This window comes from Rhizobacter sp. P3_C12 (genome assembly GCF_056402735.1).
Map to the genome: position 1 here is coordinate 1 of NZ_JBFUGW010000150.1, position 15,644 is coordinate 15,644.

Consider the following 15,644-nt stretch of genomic DNA (forward strand, 5'->3'; position numbering starts at 1 on the left):
TCGAGCAGCCGCTGCGTCAGCGGTGCCGGTGAACTGCGGCCTCGTGTGCCGCCTTCTTCTTTCGATCCCTTCGTCATTCCCATGTCCGTGGTTCCGTCCGCCGGTGGATCCGGCGAAACCTCGGTCATTGGCTTCCGAATTTGTGCAGCAAATGCGGAGTTCGCCATAGCGAATGAAGATGGTGACGGCCGGATGCCAGATGGCTCAGGCGAGCGACGGCACCACCTTCAGCAGGTCGCCGAGCCCGGCGCGCTCGAGCAACTGGGCGCGCATCCGGTCGGCGACGCCGCTGACGATCCCCGAGCCGTCGTCGCTCGGGTCGATGTGCACGCGGTAGGGGCGCCGGCCGTACGGTGCATCGACCGCCGCGACGATCGCGCGTGCGACGTCGGCCACGTCGGCATCGGCCGGTTCCAGCTTCGCAAGCGCCGCACCCACCTGCTGCGGCAGGCCGGCGTAATGCGCGTCATAGGCTTTCGCCACGTCGGCGTCCTGCGGATGCCCGGCATTCTGGAAGTGGTTGGTGCCCGATGTGAACGCGCCCGGCACGACGATCGTCGTCTCGACGCCGAAGCGCGCCAGCTCGCCGGCATAGCTGACCGCCAGCGAATCCATCGCCGCCTTGGCCGCGAAGTACGGGCCGAGGTAGGGCGGCGTGCCGCCCTTGACGCTGGAGCTCGACACCCACACGACCAGCCCATGCCCTTGCCGGCGCAGCTGCGGCAGCGCGGCGCGGTTCAGCCGCTGCGTGCTCAGCGTGTTGACGTCGAACAGCTCGGCCACCTGTTCGGGCGTGAAGGCCTCGCTCGGGCCCAGCACCATGTGGCCGGCGTTGTGCACCACCACGTCCAGGCGCTGGTGCGTCTCGATGATCTGCGCGACGGCCGCGTCCACCGAGTCCTGCGCGCCGACGTCGAGCTCGATGCTGCGCAGGTCGACGTGGTGTTGCGCCGCGTAGGCCGCGGCCTCCTGCGCCGCCTTCGCGTTGCGCGTCGCGATGGCGCGCATGCCGGCGTAGACGGTGTGGCCGGCGTCGGCCAGCGCGCGGGCGGTGAGGGCGCCGAAACCGCTCGACGCACCGGTGATGACGATGATCTTTTTCATGAAAGTTCTCCGAGTTGGAAGGAAGTGATCAAGCGGTCAAACAACGCCGCCGTTGGCGCGCAGCGTTTGCCCGTTGACCCAGGCCGCATCGGGGCCCGCGAGGAACGAGACGACACCCGCGACGTCCTGCGGCGTGCCCAGCCGCTCCAGCGGCGCGGCCTTCGCCAGCCGCTCGATCAGCTCGGGCGTCTTGCCGTTGAGGAACAGGTCGGTCGCGGTCGGCCCCGGCGCGACGGCGTTGACGGTGATCTGGCGGCCGCGCAGTTCCTTCGCGAGGATGTTGGTCATCGTCTCGATCGCCGCCTTGCCGGCCGCATAGGCCGAGTACCCCGGCGTCGCGAGGCCCACGATGCTGCTCGAGAAGTTGACGATGCGCCCGCCCGACTGCAGGCGCTTCACCGCTTCGCGCATGGTGTTGAAGCTGCCCTTGACGTTGATGTTGAACAGGCGGTCGAAGGTGGCGTCGTCGGTGTCGACCAGCGCCGGCATGTTCGCTGGCATCACGCCGGCGTTGTTGACCAGCACGTCGACCCGGCCGTAGGCGCTGAGGGCCTCGTCGAACAGCCGGCGCACGGCGGCCGGATCCGACACGTCGGCCTGCACCGCGGTGGCCTGCCCGCCGGCCGCGACGATGGCATCGACGACCTCGGCGGCCGGCTGGGCGCTGCCGGCGTAGTTGACGATGACGGCGAACCCGTCGGCTGCGAGGCGGCGGGCGACGGTGGCGCCGATGCCGCGGGATGCGCCGGTGACGATGGCAACTTGCTGGGTCATGGTGAGCTCCTGGGGAGTAGTGGTGTGGCGATGAAGTGAATTCTGGTTGCTCGATGCGGATCAATAAATGAGCAAGAATTGACATCACTGTTCAAGCCACGCCAACAAACGAGCAATCGACCATGGACCGGTTCCAGACCCTGCAGCTGTTCGTGCGCATCGTCGAACTGGGCAGCTTCACGAAGGGCGCCGAAGACCTCGAGCTGCCGCGTGCGACCGCCACCCACGCGATCCAGGCGCTGGAGGCGCGTCTGGGCACGCGGCTGCTGCAGCGCACGACGCGCCAGGTGAAACCCACGCCCGATGGCGAGGCCTACCACCAGCGCTGCGTGCGGCTGCTGGCCGATCTGGAAGAAGCGGACACGGCTTTCGGGCAGTCGGCGGCCAGCCCGAAGGGCAAGCTGCGGGTCGACCTGCAAGAGACGCTGGCCCGCCACTTCCTGCTGCCTCACCTCGGCGAGTTCTGCGCCCGCTACCCGGACATCGAGCTCGAGATCGGCATGGGCGACCGGCTGGTCGACCTGGTGCGCGAGGGGGTGGATTGCGTGCTGCGCGCCGGCAGCCCGCGCGATTCGTCGTTGGTGCTGCGGCACGTGGCCGACCAGCCGCAGCTCACCTGTGCGAGCCCGGCCTACCTGGCGAAGTACGGTGTGCCCGAGTCACTCGACGATCTGCCGCGGCACCGTGCGGTGAACTACCTGTCCAGCGCCACCGGCCGGCGCGTGCCGTTCGACTTCATCGTCGACGGGCAGCCGCTGGCGGTGTTGATGAAAGGCAGCCTCTCGGTGCGCCATGCCGACGCCTATCTGGCATGTTGCCTGGCCGGGCAGGGATTGATCCAGGTCCCGCGCTACCACGTGCAGGCCGAGATGGCCGACGGGCGGCTGCAGGAGGTGCTGGCGCCGTGGCGTCCCGCGCCGATGCCGGTGTCGCTGCTGTACCCGCACAGCCGGCAGCTCTCGCCGCGGGTGCGGGTGTTCGTCGATTGGGTCAGCGCCCGGATGCAGGACGCGGGTGCAGCGCCGAATCGCGCATCCGGACCACCTCGCGCTTGATCGCCGGGACCGCACTGGCCGCGGCGGCGGGCACGGCGGCCGCCATCAGCAGCACGTCGGCGGCGAAGGCGTTGCGGTCGGCGCGTTCGGTGACGGGCAGGCCGATCGCCACCGCCGCGAAGGCCACCGCCACCGGCACGGCCACGCCGACGCCGGGGAGCAGTTTGCGAGAGGCCGGCGATGAGAGCAGGTGTGACGGGCTCATGGTGTTCTCCCTGGCGATGTTCCCATTCTGAAGACGACCCGAAGACCTTGGTGTAGGTGCGCTCAAGCACCCGTTGTAGGAATTCCGCCCGCGCTGCCGTTCCCGGTCGGCGCAGGCGGTGGCGGCAGGTGGCGCATCGACCCGAAGGTGCGGGCATAGACCCAGGTCAGCTCGGCGCCCATCAGGAAGATCTGCGCCGAGTAGTACACCCACACGAAGATCACGATCAGCGAGCCGGCGGCCCCGAACCCCGAGGCCACGCCGCTCTTGCCGATGTAGGCGCCGATCAGGTAGCGGCCGACGGTGAACAGCACCGCGGTCAGCAGCGCGCCCAGCCACACGTCGTGCCAGCGCACGTCCACGCGCGGCATCAGCTTGTAGATCATCGCGAACACGCCGGTCGTCATCAGCAGCCCGACGCCGAGGTTCACCGCCTGCGCGAGCGTCGCCCAGTTGCCGAACACGCCGCCCCACCACTTGCCGAGCGCCGAGATCGCGGCGCTGAGCACCAGCGAGACCATCAGCAGGAAGGCGATGCCGAGGATCATGCCGAACGACAGCAGCCGCGCGCGCAGCAGGCTCCACCAGCCACTGGCGCGGATGCGGGCCGGCGCGCGCCAGATGCGGTCGAGGGCGTCCTGCAGTTCGCCGAACACCGAGGTCGCGCCGACCAGCAGCACGGCGATGCCGAGCGCGGCCGAGGCCGTGCCTTCGGCCGGCTTGTGCAGGCTGGCCAGCACCGCTTCCACCGCCTGCGCCGATTCGGTGCCGAGCAGGCCACGGATCTGGCCGAACACCTCGCCGCGCGCGGCCTCCTCGCCGAACACCAGCCCGGCGATCGCGATCACGATCAGCAGCAGCGGCGCCAGCGAGAACATGCTGTAGTACGACAGCGCCGCGCCCATGCTGGGTGCGTAATCGTCGATCCACGCATTGCCGGCCTGTTTCACGAGCAACCACCAGGCGCGCAGGCCCGGCCAGCGGGAGGGCGGTGGGGCAGCGACGGTGTCCATCGCTGCCCACGGTACGCAGCCGGTGCGCCGGCGCCATCGTCCACCGGCGCGACCGCCTGTAGGAGCTCACGCTTCCCTCCCTACAGCGTGTTCAGGAACGCCAGCACGGCGGCCCGGTCGTCCCTGGACAAGGCCTCGAAGCGCTGGCGGCTGTTGTCGGCCTCGCCGCCGTGCCAGCCGATCGCCTCCATCAGCGTGCGCGCCCGGCCGTCGTGCAGGTAGTGCACGTTCTGCGCGCTGCCTTGCACGTAGGGGAGCGAGCCGATGCCCCACAGCGGCGCGGTGCGCCACATCGACGGCTGCGCCTTGCCCTCGGCCACCGTGTCGGCCAGGCCCGCGCCCATGTCGTGCAGCAGCAGGTTGGTGTAGGGGTGGATGGTCTGGTCGCGCAGCTCGGCGAACGGGTGCGTGGTGCCCGTCTTCAGCGTCGCCACGTGGCAGGCGGTGCAGTTGACCTGCGCGAAGAGTTGCGCGCCGCGCGCCACCTGCGCCGGGTTCACTTCGTGCTCCGGCGAGACCCGCACGCCCGCCGGGAAGGCGCTGCGCAGGCTGCGCTGCGCCGGCACCGCGAGCAGCTCCAGGTACTGCACGACGCGCTGCAGCTCCTGCTCGTTGACGCCCGTGCCCTGCGGGTTGCTGCGGCAATCGGCCGCGGCCCGCTGGCAGCTGCGCGACGGGTACACCGGCGACACCACGCCCATGTCGTTGACGAGCGCTTCGGCGGCCTGGTGCCGCACGCTCGCCTTCGCGGCCTTCCAGCCGAAGCGGCCGAGGCGTGTCTGGCCCGACTCCGGATCGGTCACCAGGTTGGCGACGCCGCGGATGCCGTCGCCGTTCGCATCGGCCGGGTCGGCCAGCGCGAGCACCGTGCTCTCGGGCAAGGCCTCGAGCAGGCCGACGCCGATCACCTGCGGGGCCTGGCGCGCCGAGTACTGCGCCGGCACCGGGCCCTTGAAGGCGTAGACCGGCTTCTGCAGCTCGACCTTCTCGCCGTCGGCCAGCGTGCGCACCGTCGTCGTGTAGGCCTGCACGTTGACGCCGTAGTCGGCCGCGCCGACGGCGGCGGCCTTCTGCAGCACGTTGAGGCCGTAGGTCGCGTCGGGCACGCGCTTGCCGTCGGCACCGGCCGTGCCGGTCAGCACCGTGCCGGCGAACACCGTGCCGGCGGCCGGCGCGGTGGTGCGGCCATTCAGCCCGTGGCAGCCGATGCAGCTCACCTGGTTGTAGCGCGGGCCCAGCTGCCCGGCATGCGCGCTGAACACCGGGTTGCTCTCGGGGTGCTCCGAATGCCGACCGTCGATGAACGAGGTGTGGAACAACCGCCGCCCCTCGACGAAGCGCTTCGTGTTCTGGATGCCGATGTTGTTGGCCATCTGCTGGAAGACGCGCATCGGCTCTTCGGAGTAGTTGTACGACAGGCTGGTCTGCCCGCCGGACAGCGTCTCGGGCGGCAGCGGCGCGGAGTCCAGGTTCGGCGCGATGCCGTACCAGGGCCGCAGCCCGACACCGGCCACGTACAGCTGCTCGAACGAGTAGTAGCGTGCGCCGCCACCGTCGATCACCGCGCTGCCGTCGGCGTTGTACTTGAGCCGCGGCGCGGGCGCGAGCTCGACCGGGTCGCCCACCTTCAGCGTGCTGTGCGGATCGGTGCGCCAGTTGGTGTCGACCGAGAACTGGCAGTCGGCATCCGGCTGCCCGGCGATGCAGATCGGCAGCGGGTGGTTGTCCATGTCGACGATTTTCGGGTTGCCGAAGCCGTAGTTCAGCGCCCAGCCGTAGTCGCGCACGTTCGGGTCGCCGGCGTTGCGGAACAGGCTGAAGGTGGTGCCGTCGAAGGTGCCGTCGTTGACGCGCAGCGTGAAGGTGATCTTCGAGCGGCCGGCGGGCACCTCGTCGCGGATCACCAGCCCGAAGCTGCGATTCTGGAAGTAGAACGACGGGAAGGTCAGGTAGCGGCCCGGGCCCTGGTCGGGCGCGTCCCAGGCCTCGCCGCGTTCGCGCGCATGGCGTTCGGTGGGCCGCATGCCCATGTAGGTGACCAGCGTGCCGTCGGCCTCGACGCTCTGGATCGGCTCGGTGATCGGCGTGCCCTGCGGGAACAGCGGCACCACGGCGACCGGGTCAGGCGGGTTGATGCTGCCGCCGACCAGCCTGAACTGCTGCGCGTTGCTGCCGTTGCAGCCGTACTGGCGCAGGCTCGCGGCATCGGCGGCCTGCACGCACTTGCCGCTGTTGACGTTGACGAGCGTGATCACGCCGGCGGCCGGCTCGCCGAGCGTGAAGCGCTGTGCGTTGGTGCCGTTGTCGGTCCACTGTTGCAGCGGCGCGCCGTCGCTGGCGGAAGCGTTCTGCACGTCGATGGCCAGGCCGCTCGCCGCGACCGTCAGCCTGTAGACGCCGGTCGAGATCAGCGCCACGTCGAACTGCTGCGTCGCCGCACTGCTGCAGGGCTGCAGTTGCAGCGCCGTGCCGCTGGCGTTGCCACCGCCGTTGACGCCGATGCACTGGCCGGTGGCGACGCTTTGCAGCGCGTTGCGGCCGGCGGTGACGGCCTTCGCCTGCTCCTTGACCGTGCCGGATGAAGGGGCGGCGGGGTCGTTGCCACCGCAGGCCGCGAGCAGCAGGGCGGTCAACCCGATGCTCGAAGCCAAAGCGCGGCCCGACCCGCGTGATGGGACCTGTTTCATGTCTGTCTCCTCGTTTGAGTGGCAGAAACGGTCCCTGTACTGCGGTCATTGGAACCGGTTCCAATTACAGCGAGGCCATTGAACTCCTGCCGGCACGGGCCGTCCAGTCGGATAGAAAGATTTTTGCTGCCGGCGTCTTCCTACATCAACGCGCGCGATCTGCCGCTGGTGCCCTGCGCTGCGGTCGCCCTAGGCTCGGTTCGTCGTCGAAGCTCGCTGAACCACGTCCCAAGGAGTCCCGCCATGCCGCATGCCATCTGGAAAGGCGCCATCAGCTTCGGGCTGGTGCACGTGCCGGTCGCGCTGTACCCGGCGTCGTCGGAATCGGGCGTCGACTTCGACTGGCTCGACAAGCGCTCGATGGACCCGGTCGGCTACAAGCGGGTCAACAAGCGCACCGGGCGCGAGATCGACAAGTCGCACATCGTGAAGGGCGTGAAGGTCGAGGGCGGCGACTACGTCGTGCTGAGCGACGACGAGATCAAGGCTGCGTACCCGAAGACCACGCAGACGATCGAGATCGAATCGTTCGCGCATGCCGACGAGATCCCGTTCACGCTGCTCGACCGGCCCTACTACCTGGAGCCGCTGGCCAAGGGCGAGAAGGTGTATGCGCTGCTGCGCGAGGCGATGCTCGCCTCGGGCGTGATCGGCATCGCGCGCGTCGTGATGCACACCAAGGAGCACCTGGCGGCGCTGATCCCGAGCGGCCCGGCGCTGATGCTGAACACGCTGCGCTGGGCGGCGGACATTCGCCCGTGGGCCGACATCAAGCTGCCGCCCGAGGGGAAGAAGGGCACGAACCTGAAGGAGGCCGAACTGAAGATGGCGAAGCAGCTGATCGGCGACATGACCGAGACCTGGAAGCCCGAGGCGTATGCGGATCGCTTCAGCGAGGCGATCCACGCGCTCGTCGCCAAGCGCATCGAGCGCGGCGAGACCGAGCAGGTGGAAGCAATGGAAGACAGCGGCGAGAAGAGCGGCCCGAGCAACGTGGTCGACCTGACCGAGCTGCTCGCGAAGAGCCTGAAGGGGAAGGTCGCATCGGCATCCAAGGCGCCGGCCCGCAAGACCGCCGCGCGCAAGCGTGCCTGAGGAGCGGGCCATGGAGCGCAGTTCGCGTGCATCGACACCAGCCGACCCGCTGCACACCTATTGGAGCAAGCGCGATTTCAGCCAGACGCCGGAGCCGCGCGGCGAGCGGGCGAAGGCTGGCGATGCGCTGGTGTTCGTCGTGCAGAAGCACGATGCGACGCGGCTGCACTACGACTTCCGTCTGGAACTGGGCGGCGTGATGCTGTCGTGGGCGGTGCCCAAGGGGCCGAGCTTCGACCCGGCCGAGAAGCGGCTCGCGGTGCGCACCGAAGACCATCCGGTCTCGTACAACAGCTTCGAGGGCCACATCCCCGAAGGCCACTACGGCGCCGGCGACGTGATCGTCTGGGACCGCGGCAGCTGGCAGCCGGTGGGGGGCGTGCGCGAGGCGAAGAAGGGCCTGGCGGCCGGCAAGATCGCCTTCACGCTGGAGGGCGAGAAGCTGCACGGTGCGTGGGAGCTGGTGCGCATGCGCACCTCGGGCCGCGAGAAGCAGCAGCCGTGGCTGCTGCTGAAGAAGAAGGACGGTTTCGCGCGGCCGCACGCCGAGTACGACGTGGTGAGCGCGCTGCCCGACAGCGTCAATGCCGCGGCTGCGGCCGACGCGGAAGACACGGCTGCGAAAGCCGTGAAGGCAGCACTGCCGAAGACGATGTCGCCGCAGCTCGCTACCCTCGCGAGCGGCGTGCCGGCCGAAGGCGACTGGGGCTTCGAGATCAAGTTCGATGGCTACCGGATCATGACGCGCATCCAGCGCGGCAAGCCGGTCCTGATCACGCGCGGCGGGCACGACTGGAGCGCGCGGATGCCGGCGCTGGTCCAGGCCTTGCGCCAGCTCGACCTGTCATCGGCCTGGCTCGACGGCGAGATCGTCGTGCTCGGCGACGACGGCCTGCCGGCCTTCAACCGCCTGCAGAACGCGTTCGACGGCGGCGACACCTCGCATGTGGCGTATTTCCTGTTCGACCTGCCGTATGTCGAAGGGCACGACCTGCGCGAGCTGCCGCTGCGCGAGCGGCGGCGGCTGCTGAAGCAGCTGCTCGATGCGAAGGGCAGTGGGTCGCTGCGCTTCAGCGAAGACTTTCCGGCCGATGCGGCGAGCGTGCTGCAGTCGGCCTGCCGATTGAAGCTCGAAGGCGTGATCGCGAAGCGGCAGGACGCGCCGTACGTGTCGCGCCGCAGCGAGACCTGGTTGAAGCTGAAATGCCAGCAGCGCCAGGAGTTCGTGATCGGCGGCTACACCGATCGGCGCGGCGAGCGCGACAACGCGCAGATCGGCAGCCTGCTGCTCGGCGTGCACGATGACGCCGGCCAGCTGAAGTCGGTCGGCAGCGTCGGCACCGGGTGGGACGCTGCGACGGCGGCCGAGCTGAAGGCGAAGCTCGTGAGGCTGCAGGTCGACGCATCGCCGTTCGACACCGCACCGAAGCCGGGGCGCGGGCCGCGCGGGGCCGAGGGCGAGCGCCGCTGGGTCAAGCCGACGCTGATGGCCGAGGTGAGTTTCGGCGAGTGGACGCCCGACGGGCAGATCCGGCATGCGTCGTTCGAAGGCCTGCGTGCCGACAAGCCGGCGAAGCGGATCACGCGCGAGCGTGCGGTGCCGGTGAAGAAGGCGGAGGCAGCGATGGCAATGAAGGTGACGCACCCGGAGCGCGTGATCGACAAGCGCAGCGGCATCACGAAGCTCGACCTGGTGCGCTACTACGAGAGCGTGGCCGAGCGGATGCTGCCGCACCTGAAGGGACGGCCGTGCGCGCTGATGCGTGCGCCGGAGGGCGTGGGCGGCGAGACCTTCTTCCAGAAGCACGCCGGCAAGATGCGCTTTCCCGAGATGCGTGAGCTCGACCCGGCGCTGTGGCCGGAACACGAGCCGCTGCTCGAGGTGCCGACTGCGGCCGCGCTGGCCGGCGCGGCGCAGATGAACGTGATCGAGTTCCACACCTGGAATGCGCTGGCACGCCGCATCGACCAGCCCGACCGCATGGTGTTCGACCTGGACCCCGGCGAGGGCGTCGAATGGGCGCAGGTGCGCGAGGCGGCGGCGCTGGTGCGCTCATTGCTGCAGGCGCTGGGGCTCGAGAGCTGGCTGAAGACCAGCGGCGGCAAGGGCCTGCACGTGGTGGTGCCGCTGAAGCCGCAGCATGGCTGGGATGCGGTGAAGGGCTTCTCGCAGGCGATCGTGCAGCACATGGCGAGCGTGGTGCCGGAGCGCTTCGTCGCGAAGAGCGGGCCGAAGAACCGCGTCGGCAGGATCTTCGTCGACTACCTGCGCAACGGCCACAACGCGACGACGGTGGCCGCGTTCTCGGCGCGGGCACGGCCGGGGCTGGGCGTCTCGATGCCGGTGCCGTGGGAGGCGCTGGACGAGCTGAAGGGCGGCGACCAGTGGACGGTCAGGACGGCACGCGAGCACCTGTCGTTCGAGCGCGAGGATCCGTGGAAGGACTACTGGACGACGAAGCAGCTGCTGGGGCGGGCGATGCAGCGGCTGGGGTACAGGCCGGCGAAAGAGAAGGGCTAGCCGAGCGAGATCGTGAGGCGCCTGCCGAGCGCCGTACCCGTTCGCCCTGAGCAGGGACCGAGCCTGTCGAGGGCCCGTCCGTCGAAGGGCAATGTCCGAAGCGTGCAGGGCCTTCGACAAGCTCAGTCCGACCCTTCGACAGGCTCAGGGCGAACGGTGTTTCTTTGCCGCCGTCCCCAGCCCCAACAACCCCAGCACCATCAACGCCCACGTCGCCGGCTCCGGCACCGGCGCGGTGTTGTTCCAGCTGTACGCGAACAGCTCGAAGCTGCCGAACAGCACCTGGCCCGAGTGGTTGTGCACCGTCAGCGAGAGGTTGCCGAGCGGGTCGGCGCTGTAGGTGAAATCGTCGAAGCTCGGCAGCCGCTGCTGCGCGCTGGCGCCGGGCGTCGTCGGGTTCTCGTTGAAGATGTTCGCGATCAGGTTCACGCCGTTGGTCCCGAAGGCCTCGTCGCGGAAGATCAGCGCCGCCTGGTGCACGTACATGTCGGGCCGGCTGGTGTCTTCGGTGAAGCGCGGCAGCGGCGTCGAGGCCACCGCGTTCGTCAGCATCGCGATGCCCGAGAAGGTGACCGACGCGAACGGGTTCAGCACGAAGGGCCGCTGCCAGTTGACCGTCGCACTCGCCTCGTCGTCCTGGCGATCGGCATGCCAGCCGGCCGACACGCTGCCGTGCGAGATCGAGGCCTGCGCCGCCAGCGTCTCGCCGGATTGCTTCGGCAGTTCGATCGCCGCGTCGCCGAATGGCGTGCCCTCGCGCGCCGATGCATCGAGCAGGCGCGACTTCAGGTTCAGCGAGCGCGGGTCGCCCGCCTCCGGTACCTTGTGCGACGTCACGATCGACGCCTGGAAACCGTTGTCCRCCAGCCAGTGCCCCGCCTCACCGGTGTCGAGCCCGCTCGGCGTGCCGAGCGTGAAGGTCGCCGATGCGGAGCCGGGTTCCGAACCCGGCGTCGACCCCGTTCCTGCCTGTGCCACGCCGCACACGCCCAGCGCGCACGCCGAGGCGATGATCCACGACATCTTCATCTGTTCTCCCTGCCGGATCCACTTCCGGAGATCCCCCATTGGAAGAGGCGGCGCCATCGGCGGCAACCCCCAATTGGTAGCGGCCCGTGTATCCGACGGAGTGCCGTCCGACAAGCCGCTTCCGGATCAGCGCGATGCCAGGCTCTGCGCCGGCCGCCGCAGGCTCGGATCGAACGGGTGGATCTGCGGGCCGATTGCGGCCGCCTCGCGCTTCAGCAGTTCCACCACCGTCGGCATCCGGTCCGCGTTGAGCCGGTCCGAGATCGTGCCCACTGACAACGCCGCCACCGCACGCCCCTCGCGGTCGAGCACCGGCACCGCGACGCCTGCCATGCCCTCCAGCAGCCCGGTGTTGCGGCCTGCGTAGCCCGTCTGCCGCACGCGGTCGATCTCGGTGCGCAGGTAGACCTCGTCGTACACGCCGTACTCGCGCACCCGCGACAGGTTGAAGCGGATCACCTCCTCGCGCTCGGCCTCCGGCAGGAACGCGAGGATCGCCAGCGCCCCTTGCCCCACGCCCAGCGCGACGCGCCCGCCAACGTCGCCGGTGAACGAGCGGATCGGGAACGGCCCCTCGCTGCGGTCCAGGCACACCGCATCGAAGCCGCTGCGCGCGAGCAGGAAGATGCTGTCGCCCAGGCTCGCGCACAGCCGCAGCAGCGCCGGCCGGCACAGCGTGCGCAGGTCGGCCGGGTTGCCGGCCGAGGCTGCCAGCGCGAAGAACTCGATGCCCAGCCGATACAGCTTGCTGCGCGCGTCCTGCTCGACGATGCCCTCGGTCACCAGCGACTGCAGCAGCCGGTGCGTGGTGGCCTGCGTCAGGCCCACGCTGCGGGCAATCTGCGTGACGCGCCCCCCATCGGCGTGCACCTGCGCCAGCGCACGGATCACGGCAAACAGCCGGCTGGCGGCGGCGGTCGACGGGCTGTCTTCGCTCATGCTCGATCCTGTGGAATCCCGTGGGTCACGGATGCCCTAAGTATTCCATCAAACGAAATAGGGAAATGGAGTATTTGATTGATTGGAATTCTCGGGTCAAGATGGCCCGCAACTTGCAATTTATCGAAAGAGTTTCTGAAAGACTCTTCTCCTGGATCTGGCAAGCGAGGACCCCGATGTCTTTCCTGCAGTTGACTGGCGTGACCAAGTTCTACGGCGACACCTGCGCGGTCGCCGACATGAACCTGTCGGTCGAGAAAGGCGAGTTCGTCTCGCTGCTCGGGCCCTCGGGCTGCGGCAAGACGACCACGCTGCAGATGGTGGCCGGCTTCGAGCCGGTGACGCGTGGCCGCATCGAGCTCGACGGCCGCGACATCACGCACGCCAAGGCCAACACCCGCGGCCTGGGCATCGTGTTCCAGACCTATGCGCTGTTCCCGCACATGACGGTCGCCGCCAACGTGGCCTTCGGCCTCGAGATGCGCCGCATGCCACGCGCCGAGCGGCTGGAGCGCGTGCGCGGTGCGCTCGCGCTGGTGCACCTGGAAGCGCATGCCGGCAAGTACCCGCGCGAGCTCTCCGGCGGGCAGCGCCAGCGCGTCGCACTCGCCCGCGCGCTGGTGATCGAGCCGCCGGTGCTGCTGCTCGACGAGCCGCTGTCCAACCTCGACGCGCAACTGCGCGAGGAGATGCAGTTCGAGCTGCGCCGCATCCAGCGCCAGGTCGGCACCACCACGGTGATGGTCACGCACGACCAGGGCGAGGCGATGTCGATCAGCGATCGCGTCGTCGTGATGGAGCAGGGCCGCGCGACGCAGGTCGACCGGCCGCAGCGCCTCTACGAACACCCGCGCACCCGCTTCATCTCGACCTTCGTCGGCAAGGCCAACCTGCTGGAAGGCCGCGTCAACGGCGAAGGCGCGGTGCAGGTCGGCAGCCTTCGCGTGGTGGTCGACGAGACCGGCTTCCGCCCCGGTGCCGCGGTGCTGCTGAGCGTGCGGCCCGAGAAGCTGCAGTTCGTCGCGCCGGGCAGCGGCCGGCTCGACGGCGAGATCGCCGAGCGCTTCTTCCTCGGCAGCCAGTGGCTGTACCGCGTCGACACCGCGGTCGGCGCGCTCGCGGTGCTGTGCCCGAACGACGGCCGCGCGGCGCTCGAGGCCGGGCAGCGCACCGGCATCGACTGGCCGGTGCACGGCAGCCGGCTGCTGCCGGGCGAGTCTCCTGCAGAGGCGGCCGCGTGAAGCTCGCCCCCTGGTGGCTCGGCGGCCCGGCGGCGCTGCTCTTCACCGGCTTGCTGCTGGTGCCGCTCGCGCTCACCGCGGTGCTGTCGTTCAACGTCTACGACCCGGCCACCGGCGCGCGTGCCGGCGAGTTCACGCTGGCGCACTACGCGATGGTGTTCGGCGATCCGTACTACCACGGCATCTTCTGGCGCACCTTCCGCATCGCCGCGCTGGTGGCGCTGATCTGCGTGCTGGTCGGTGCGCCCGAGGCCTACGTGCTCAGCCGCATGCGCAACCCGTGGCGCTCGGTGATGCTGCTGGTGGTGCTGGCGCCGCTGCTGGTCTCGGTGGTGGTGCGGGCCTTCGGCTGGAGCATGCTGCTCGGCCCCGAAGGGCTGGTCAACGCGGCGCTGGGCGCGCTCGGCCTCGGGCCCTTCAAGCTGCTCTACACCGAGACGGCGGTCGTCATCGCGCTGGTGCACGTGATGCTGCCGTTCATGGTGATCCCCGTGTGGACCTCGCTGCAGAAGCTCGACCCCGGCATCGAGAACGCCGCGCTGTCGCTGAAGGCCTCGCCGTTCACCACGCTGCGCCGCATCGTGCTGCCGCAGGTGATGCCGGGCATCCTGTCGGGCAGCCTGATCGTGTTCGGCCTCGCGGCCAGCTCGTTCGCGATCCCCGGCCTGCTCGGCGGGCGCCGGCTCAAGATGGTCGCGACGGTGGTCTACGACGAGTACCTGCACGAGCTGAACTGGCCGCTCGGCGCCGCGATCGCGCTGACGCTGCTGGCCGCCAACCTCGCGGTGATGCTGGGCTGGAACCGGCTGATCGAAGGCCGCTACCGCCGTGCGCTCGGCTGATCCGACGGACCGCCCCCGATGAACCGCAACGGCCCGCTCGCACTCGCGTTCAACGCGCTCGTCATCGCCTTCATGCTGGCGCCGCTGGTCGTCGTCTGCCTGGTCGCCTTCACGCCCGAGAACACGCTGACGCTGCCGACCACGAGCTTCTCGCTGCGCTGGTTCCACGCGGTGTTCGAGCACCCGGATTTCATGCAGTCGTTCTGGAACAGCCTGTGGCTCGCGCTCGGCTCGGCCACGCTCGCCACGCTGCTGGCGGTGCCGGCGGGGCTCGCGATCACGCGCCACCAGTTCGCCGGGCGCGAGTTCCTGAACGGCCTGTTCCTGTCGCCGCTGATCATTCCGCACCTGGTGCTGGGCGTCGCGCTGCTGCGGCTGTTCGCGCTGGTCGGCGGCACCGGCAGCTTCGGCTTCCTGGTGTTCGCGCATGCGCTGATCGTCACGCCGTACACGCTGCGGCTGGTGGTGGCGGCGCTGGTCGGCTTCGACCGCAGTGCCGAGCAGGCGGCGGCGTCGCTCGGGGCCGGCCGCTTCACCGTCTTCCGGCGCATCACGCTGCCGATGATCCTGCCGGGCGTCACCGGTGGCTGGATGCTGGCCTTCATCAACAGCTTCGACGAGGTGACGATGTCGATCTTCGTGACCTCGCCGAGCACGGTGACGCTGCCGGTGCGCATGTACATGTATGCGACCGAATCGATCGACCCGCTGATGGCCGCGGTGTCGGCGTTGATGGTCGGCGTGACGGCCTTCGCGATGGTGCTGCTCGATCGCGTCTACGGGCTCGATCGCGTGCTGGTGGGGCGCCGCTGATGAGCACGCGCCGACCGCTGCTGGTGCGCCTGGCCGAGACCGACCGTGCGAGCGTGGCCTTCACGCTCGACGGTGAACCCGTCACGGCGCTTGCGGGCGACACGGTGCTGACGGCCGTRCTGGCGCAGCACGACCRCCTGCGCCGCAACGAGTTCAGCCACGCGCCGCGCGCGGGCTTCTGCCTGATGGGCGCATGCCAGGACTGCTGGATCGCGACCGCCGACGGCGAGCGGCTGCGCGCCTGCGCCACCTTCATCGCGCCGGGCATGGTCTTGCTGAGCGACGGGGAGAGCGCATGACATCACCCGTGATCGTCGGTGCCGGCC

The 15,644-nt window shown here is 69.5% G+C and carries 14 protein-coding genes; 7 read left to right on the forward strand and 7 right to left on the reverse strand.

Features of this window, described 5'->3' with window-relative positions:
* Window positions 1-204: 204 nt before the first annotated feature.
* Window positions 205-1,104: an SDR family oxidoreductase gene (locus AC1DXV_RS21100; RefSeq protein ID WP_477935380.1), complete on the reverse strand. Its 900-nt coding sequence runs from the start codon at window positions 1,102-1,104 to the stop codon at window positions 205-207.
* Window positions 1,105-1,140: 36 nt separating this feature from the next.
* A complete protein-coding gene (locus AC1DXV_RS21105; RefSeq protein WP_477935382.1) occupies window positions 1,141-1,878 on the reverse strand; it encodes an SDR family oxidoreductase in 738 nt (245 codons plus the stop codon).
* A 122-nt stretch (window positions 1,879-2,000) separates the two neighbouring features.
* On the opposite strand from AC1DXV_RS21105, the gene AC1DXV_RS21110 reads away from it, so the two are divergent.
* Complete coding sequence (locus tag AC1DXV_RS21110) at window positions 2,001-2,933, forward strand: LysR family transcriptional regulator (RefSeq protein WP_477873426.1); 933 nt, start codon at window positions 2,001-2,003, stop codon at window positions 2,931-2,933.
* On the opposite strand, the gene AC1DXV_RS21115 is transcribed toward AC1DXV_RS21110, so the two are convergent.
* The 3 genes from AC1DXV_RS21115 to AC1DXV_RS21125 form a co-directional block, all read right to left on the reverse strand.
* Window positions 2,869-3,138, reverse strand: a complete 270-nt coding sequence (locus AC1DXV_RS21115; RefSeq protein WP_477873424.1) for a hypothetical protein — start codon at window positions 3,136-3,138, stop codon at window positions 2,869-2,871. The two genes, AC1DXV_RS21110 and AC1DXV_RS21115, sit on opposite strands and share 65 nt — an antisense overlap.
* Before the next feature lie 62 nt (window positions 3,139-3,200).
* On the reverse strand, window positions 3,201-4,151 hold the full coding sequence (locus AC1DXV_RS21120; protein WP_477935385.1) for a YihY/virulence factor BrkB family protein: 951 nt from the start codon (window positions 4,149-4,151) through the stop codon (window positions 3,201-3,203).
* A gap of 80 nt (window positions 4,152-4,231) precedes the next feature.
* The gene (locus AC1DXV_RS21125; protein WP_477935387.1) at window positions 4,232-6,838 is read right to left on the reverse strand and encodes a di-heme oxidoredictase family protein; all 2,607 of its coding nucleotides are present in this window, start codon (window positions 6,836-6,838) and stop codon (window positions 4,232-4,234) included.
* Window positions 6,839-7,081: 243 nt separating this feature from the next.
* On the opposite strand from AC1DXV_RS21125, the gene ku reads away from it, so the two are divergent.
* Window positions 7,082-7,933: a non-homologous end joining protein Ku gene (gene ku, locus AC1DXV_RS21130; RefSeq protein ID WP_477873780.1), complete on the forward strand. Its 852-nt coding sequence runs from the start codon at window positions 7,082-7,084 to the stop codon at window positions 7,931-7,933.
* 10 nt (window positions 7,934-7,943) lie between these two features.
* Entirely contained in the window at window positions 7,944-10,454 is a 2,511-nt protein-coding gene (ligD, locus tag AC1DXV_RS21135) for a DNA ligase D (RefSeq protein ID WP_477935389.1), read from the forward strand.
* A 144-nt stretch (window positions 10,455-10,598) separates the two neighbouring features.
* Here the strand turns inward: ligD and AC1DXV_RS21140 are convergent, their stop codons facing one another.
* Both AC1DXV_RS21140 and AC1DXV_RS21145 read right to left on the reverse strand, forming a co-directional pair.
* Window positions 10,599-11,483 (reverse strand): PEP-CTERM sorting domain-containing protein, encoded by an 885-nt coding sequence (locus AC1DXV_RS21140; RefSeq protein WP_477935391.1) that lies wholly within the window; start codon window positions 11,481-11,483, stop codon window positions 10,599-10,601.
* A gap of 126 nt (window positions 11,484-11,609) precedes the next feature.
* Window positions 11,610-12,422 (reverse strand): IclR family transcriptional regulator, encoded by an 813-nt coding sequence (locus tag AC1DXV_RS21145; protein ID WP_477867390.1) that lies wholly within the window; start codon window positions 12,420-12,422, stop codon window positions 11,610-11,612.
* Between the two features lie 176 nt (window positions 12,423-12,598).
* On the opposite strand from AC1DXV_RS21145, the gene AC1DXV_RS21150 reads away from it, so the two are divergent.
* The 4 genes from AC1DXV_RS21150 to AC1DXV_RS21165 are packed head-to-tail and all read left to right on the forward strand — an operon-like array spanning window position 12,599 to window position 15,617.
* Entirely contained in the window at window positions 12,599-13,663 is a 1,065-nt protein-coding gene (locus tag AC1DXV_RS21150) for an ABC transporter ATP-binding protein (RefSeq protein WP_477867392.1), read from the forward strand.
* On the forward strand, window positions 13,660-14,505 hold the full coding sequence (locus AC1DXV_RS21155; protein ID WP_477867394.1) for an ABC transporter permease: 846 nt from the start codon (window positions 13,660-13,662) through the stop codon (window positions 14,503-14,505). Before AC1DXV_RS21150 ends, AC1DXV_RS21155 begins: the two co-directional genes overlap by 4 nt.
* An 18-nt stretch (window positions 14,506-14,523) precedes the next feature.
* On the forward strand, window positions 14,524-15,318 hold the full coding sequence (locus tag AC1DXV_RS21160) for an ABC transporter permease (RefSeq protein WP_047502665.1): 795 nt from the start codon (window positions 14,524-14,526) through the stop codon (window positions 15,316-15,318).
* Window positions 15,318-15,617 carry a (2Fe-2S)-binding protein gene (locus AC1DXV_RS21165; protein WP_477935393.1) on the forward strand — a complete coding sequence of 100 codons (300 nt, stop codon included), beginning with the start codon at window positions 15,318-15,320 and terminating at the stop codon, window positions 15,615-15,617. The genes AC1DXV_RS21160 and AC1DXV_RS21165 overlap by 1 nt, the downstream gene beginning before the upstream one ends.
* Window positions 15,618-15,644 lie beyond the last annotated feature (27 nt).

Bases quoted from the DNA above. Each gene is read 5' to 3' on its own strand.
- ligD (WP_477935389.1), top strand. From the start codon at position 7,944: ATGGAGCGCAGTTCGCGTGCATCGACACCAGCCGACCCGCTGCACACC.
- AC1DXV_RS21145 (WP_477867390.1), bottom strand. From the start codon at position 12,422: ATGAGCGAAGACAGCCCGTCGACCGCCGCCGCCAGCCGGCTGTTTGCC.
- AC1DXV_RS21115 (WP_477873424.1), bottom strand. From the start codon at position 3,138: ATGAGCCCGTCACACCTGCTCTCATCGCCGGCCTCTCGCAAACTGCTC.
- AC1DXV_RS21160 (WP_047502665.1), top strand. From the start codon at position 14,524: ATGAACCGCAACGGCCCGCTCGCACTCGCGTTCAACGCGCTCGTCATC.
- AC1DXV_RS21110 (WP_477873426.1), top strand. From the start codon at position 2,001: ATGGACCGGTTCCAGACCCTGCAGCTGTTCGTGCGCATCGTCGAACTG.
- AC1DXV_RS21100 (WP_477935380.1), bottom strand. From the start codon at position 1,104: ATGAAAAAGATCATCGTCATCACCGGTGCGTCGAGCGGTTTCGGCGCC.
- ku (WP_477873780.1), top strand. From the start codon at position 7,082: ATGCCGCATGCCATCTGGAAAGGCGCCATCAGCTTCGGGCTGGTGCAC.
- AC1DXV_RS21120 (WP_477935385.1), bottom strand. From the start codon at position 4,151: ATGGACACCGTCGCTGCCCCACCGCCCTCCCGCTGGCCGGGCCTGCGC.
- AC1DXV_RS21105 (WP_477935382.1), bottom strand. From the start codon at position 1,878: ATGACCCAGCAAGTTGCCATCGTCACCGGCGCATCCCGCGGCATCGGC.
- AC1DXV_RS21150 (WP_477867392.1), top strand. From the start codon at position 12,599: ATGTCTTTCCTGCAGTTGACTGGCGTGACCAAGTTCTACGGCGACACC.
- AC1DXV_RS21125 (WP_477935387.1), bottom strand. From the start codon at position 6,838: ATGAAACAGGTCCCATCACGCGGGTCGGGCCGCGCTTTGGCTTCGAGC.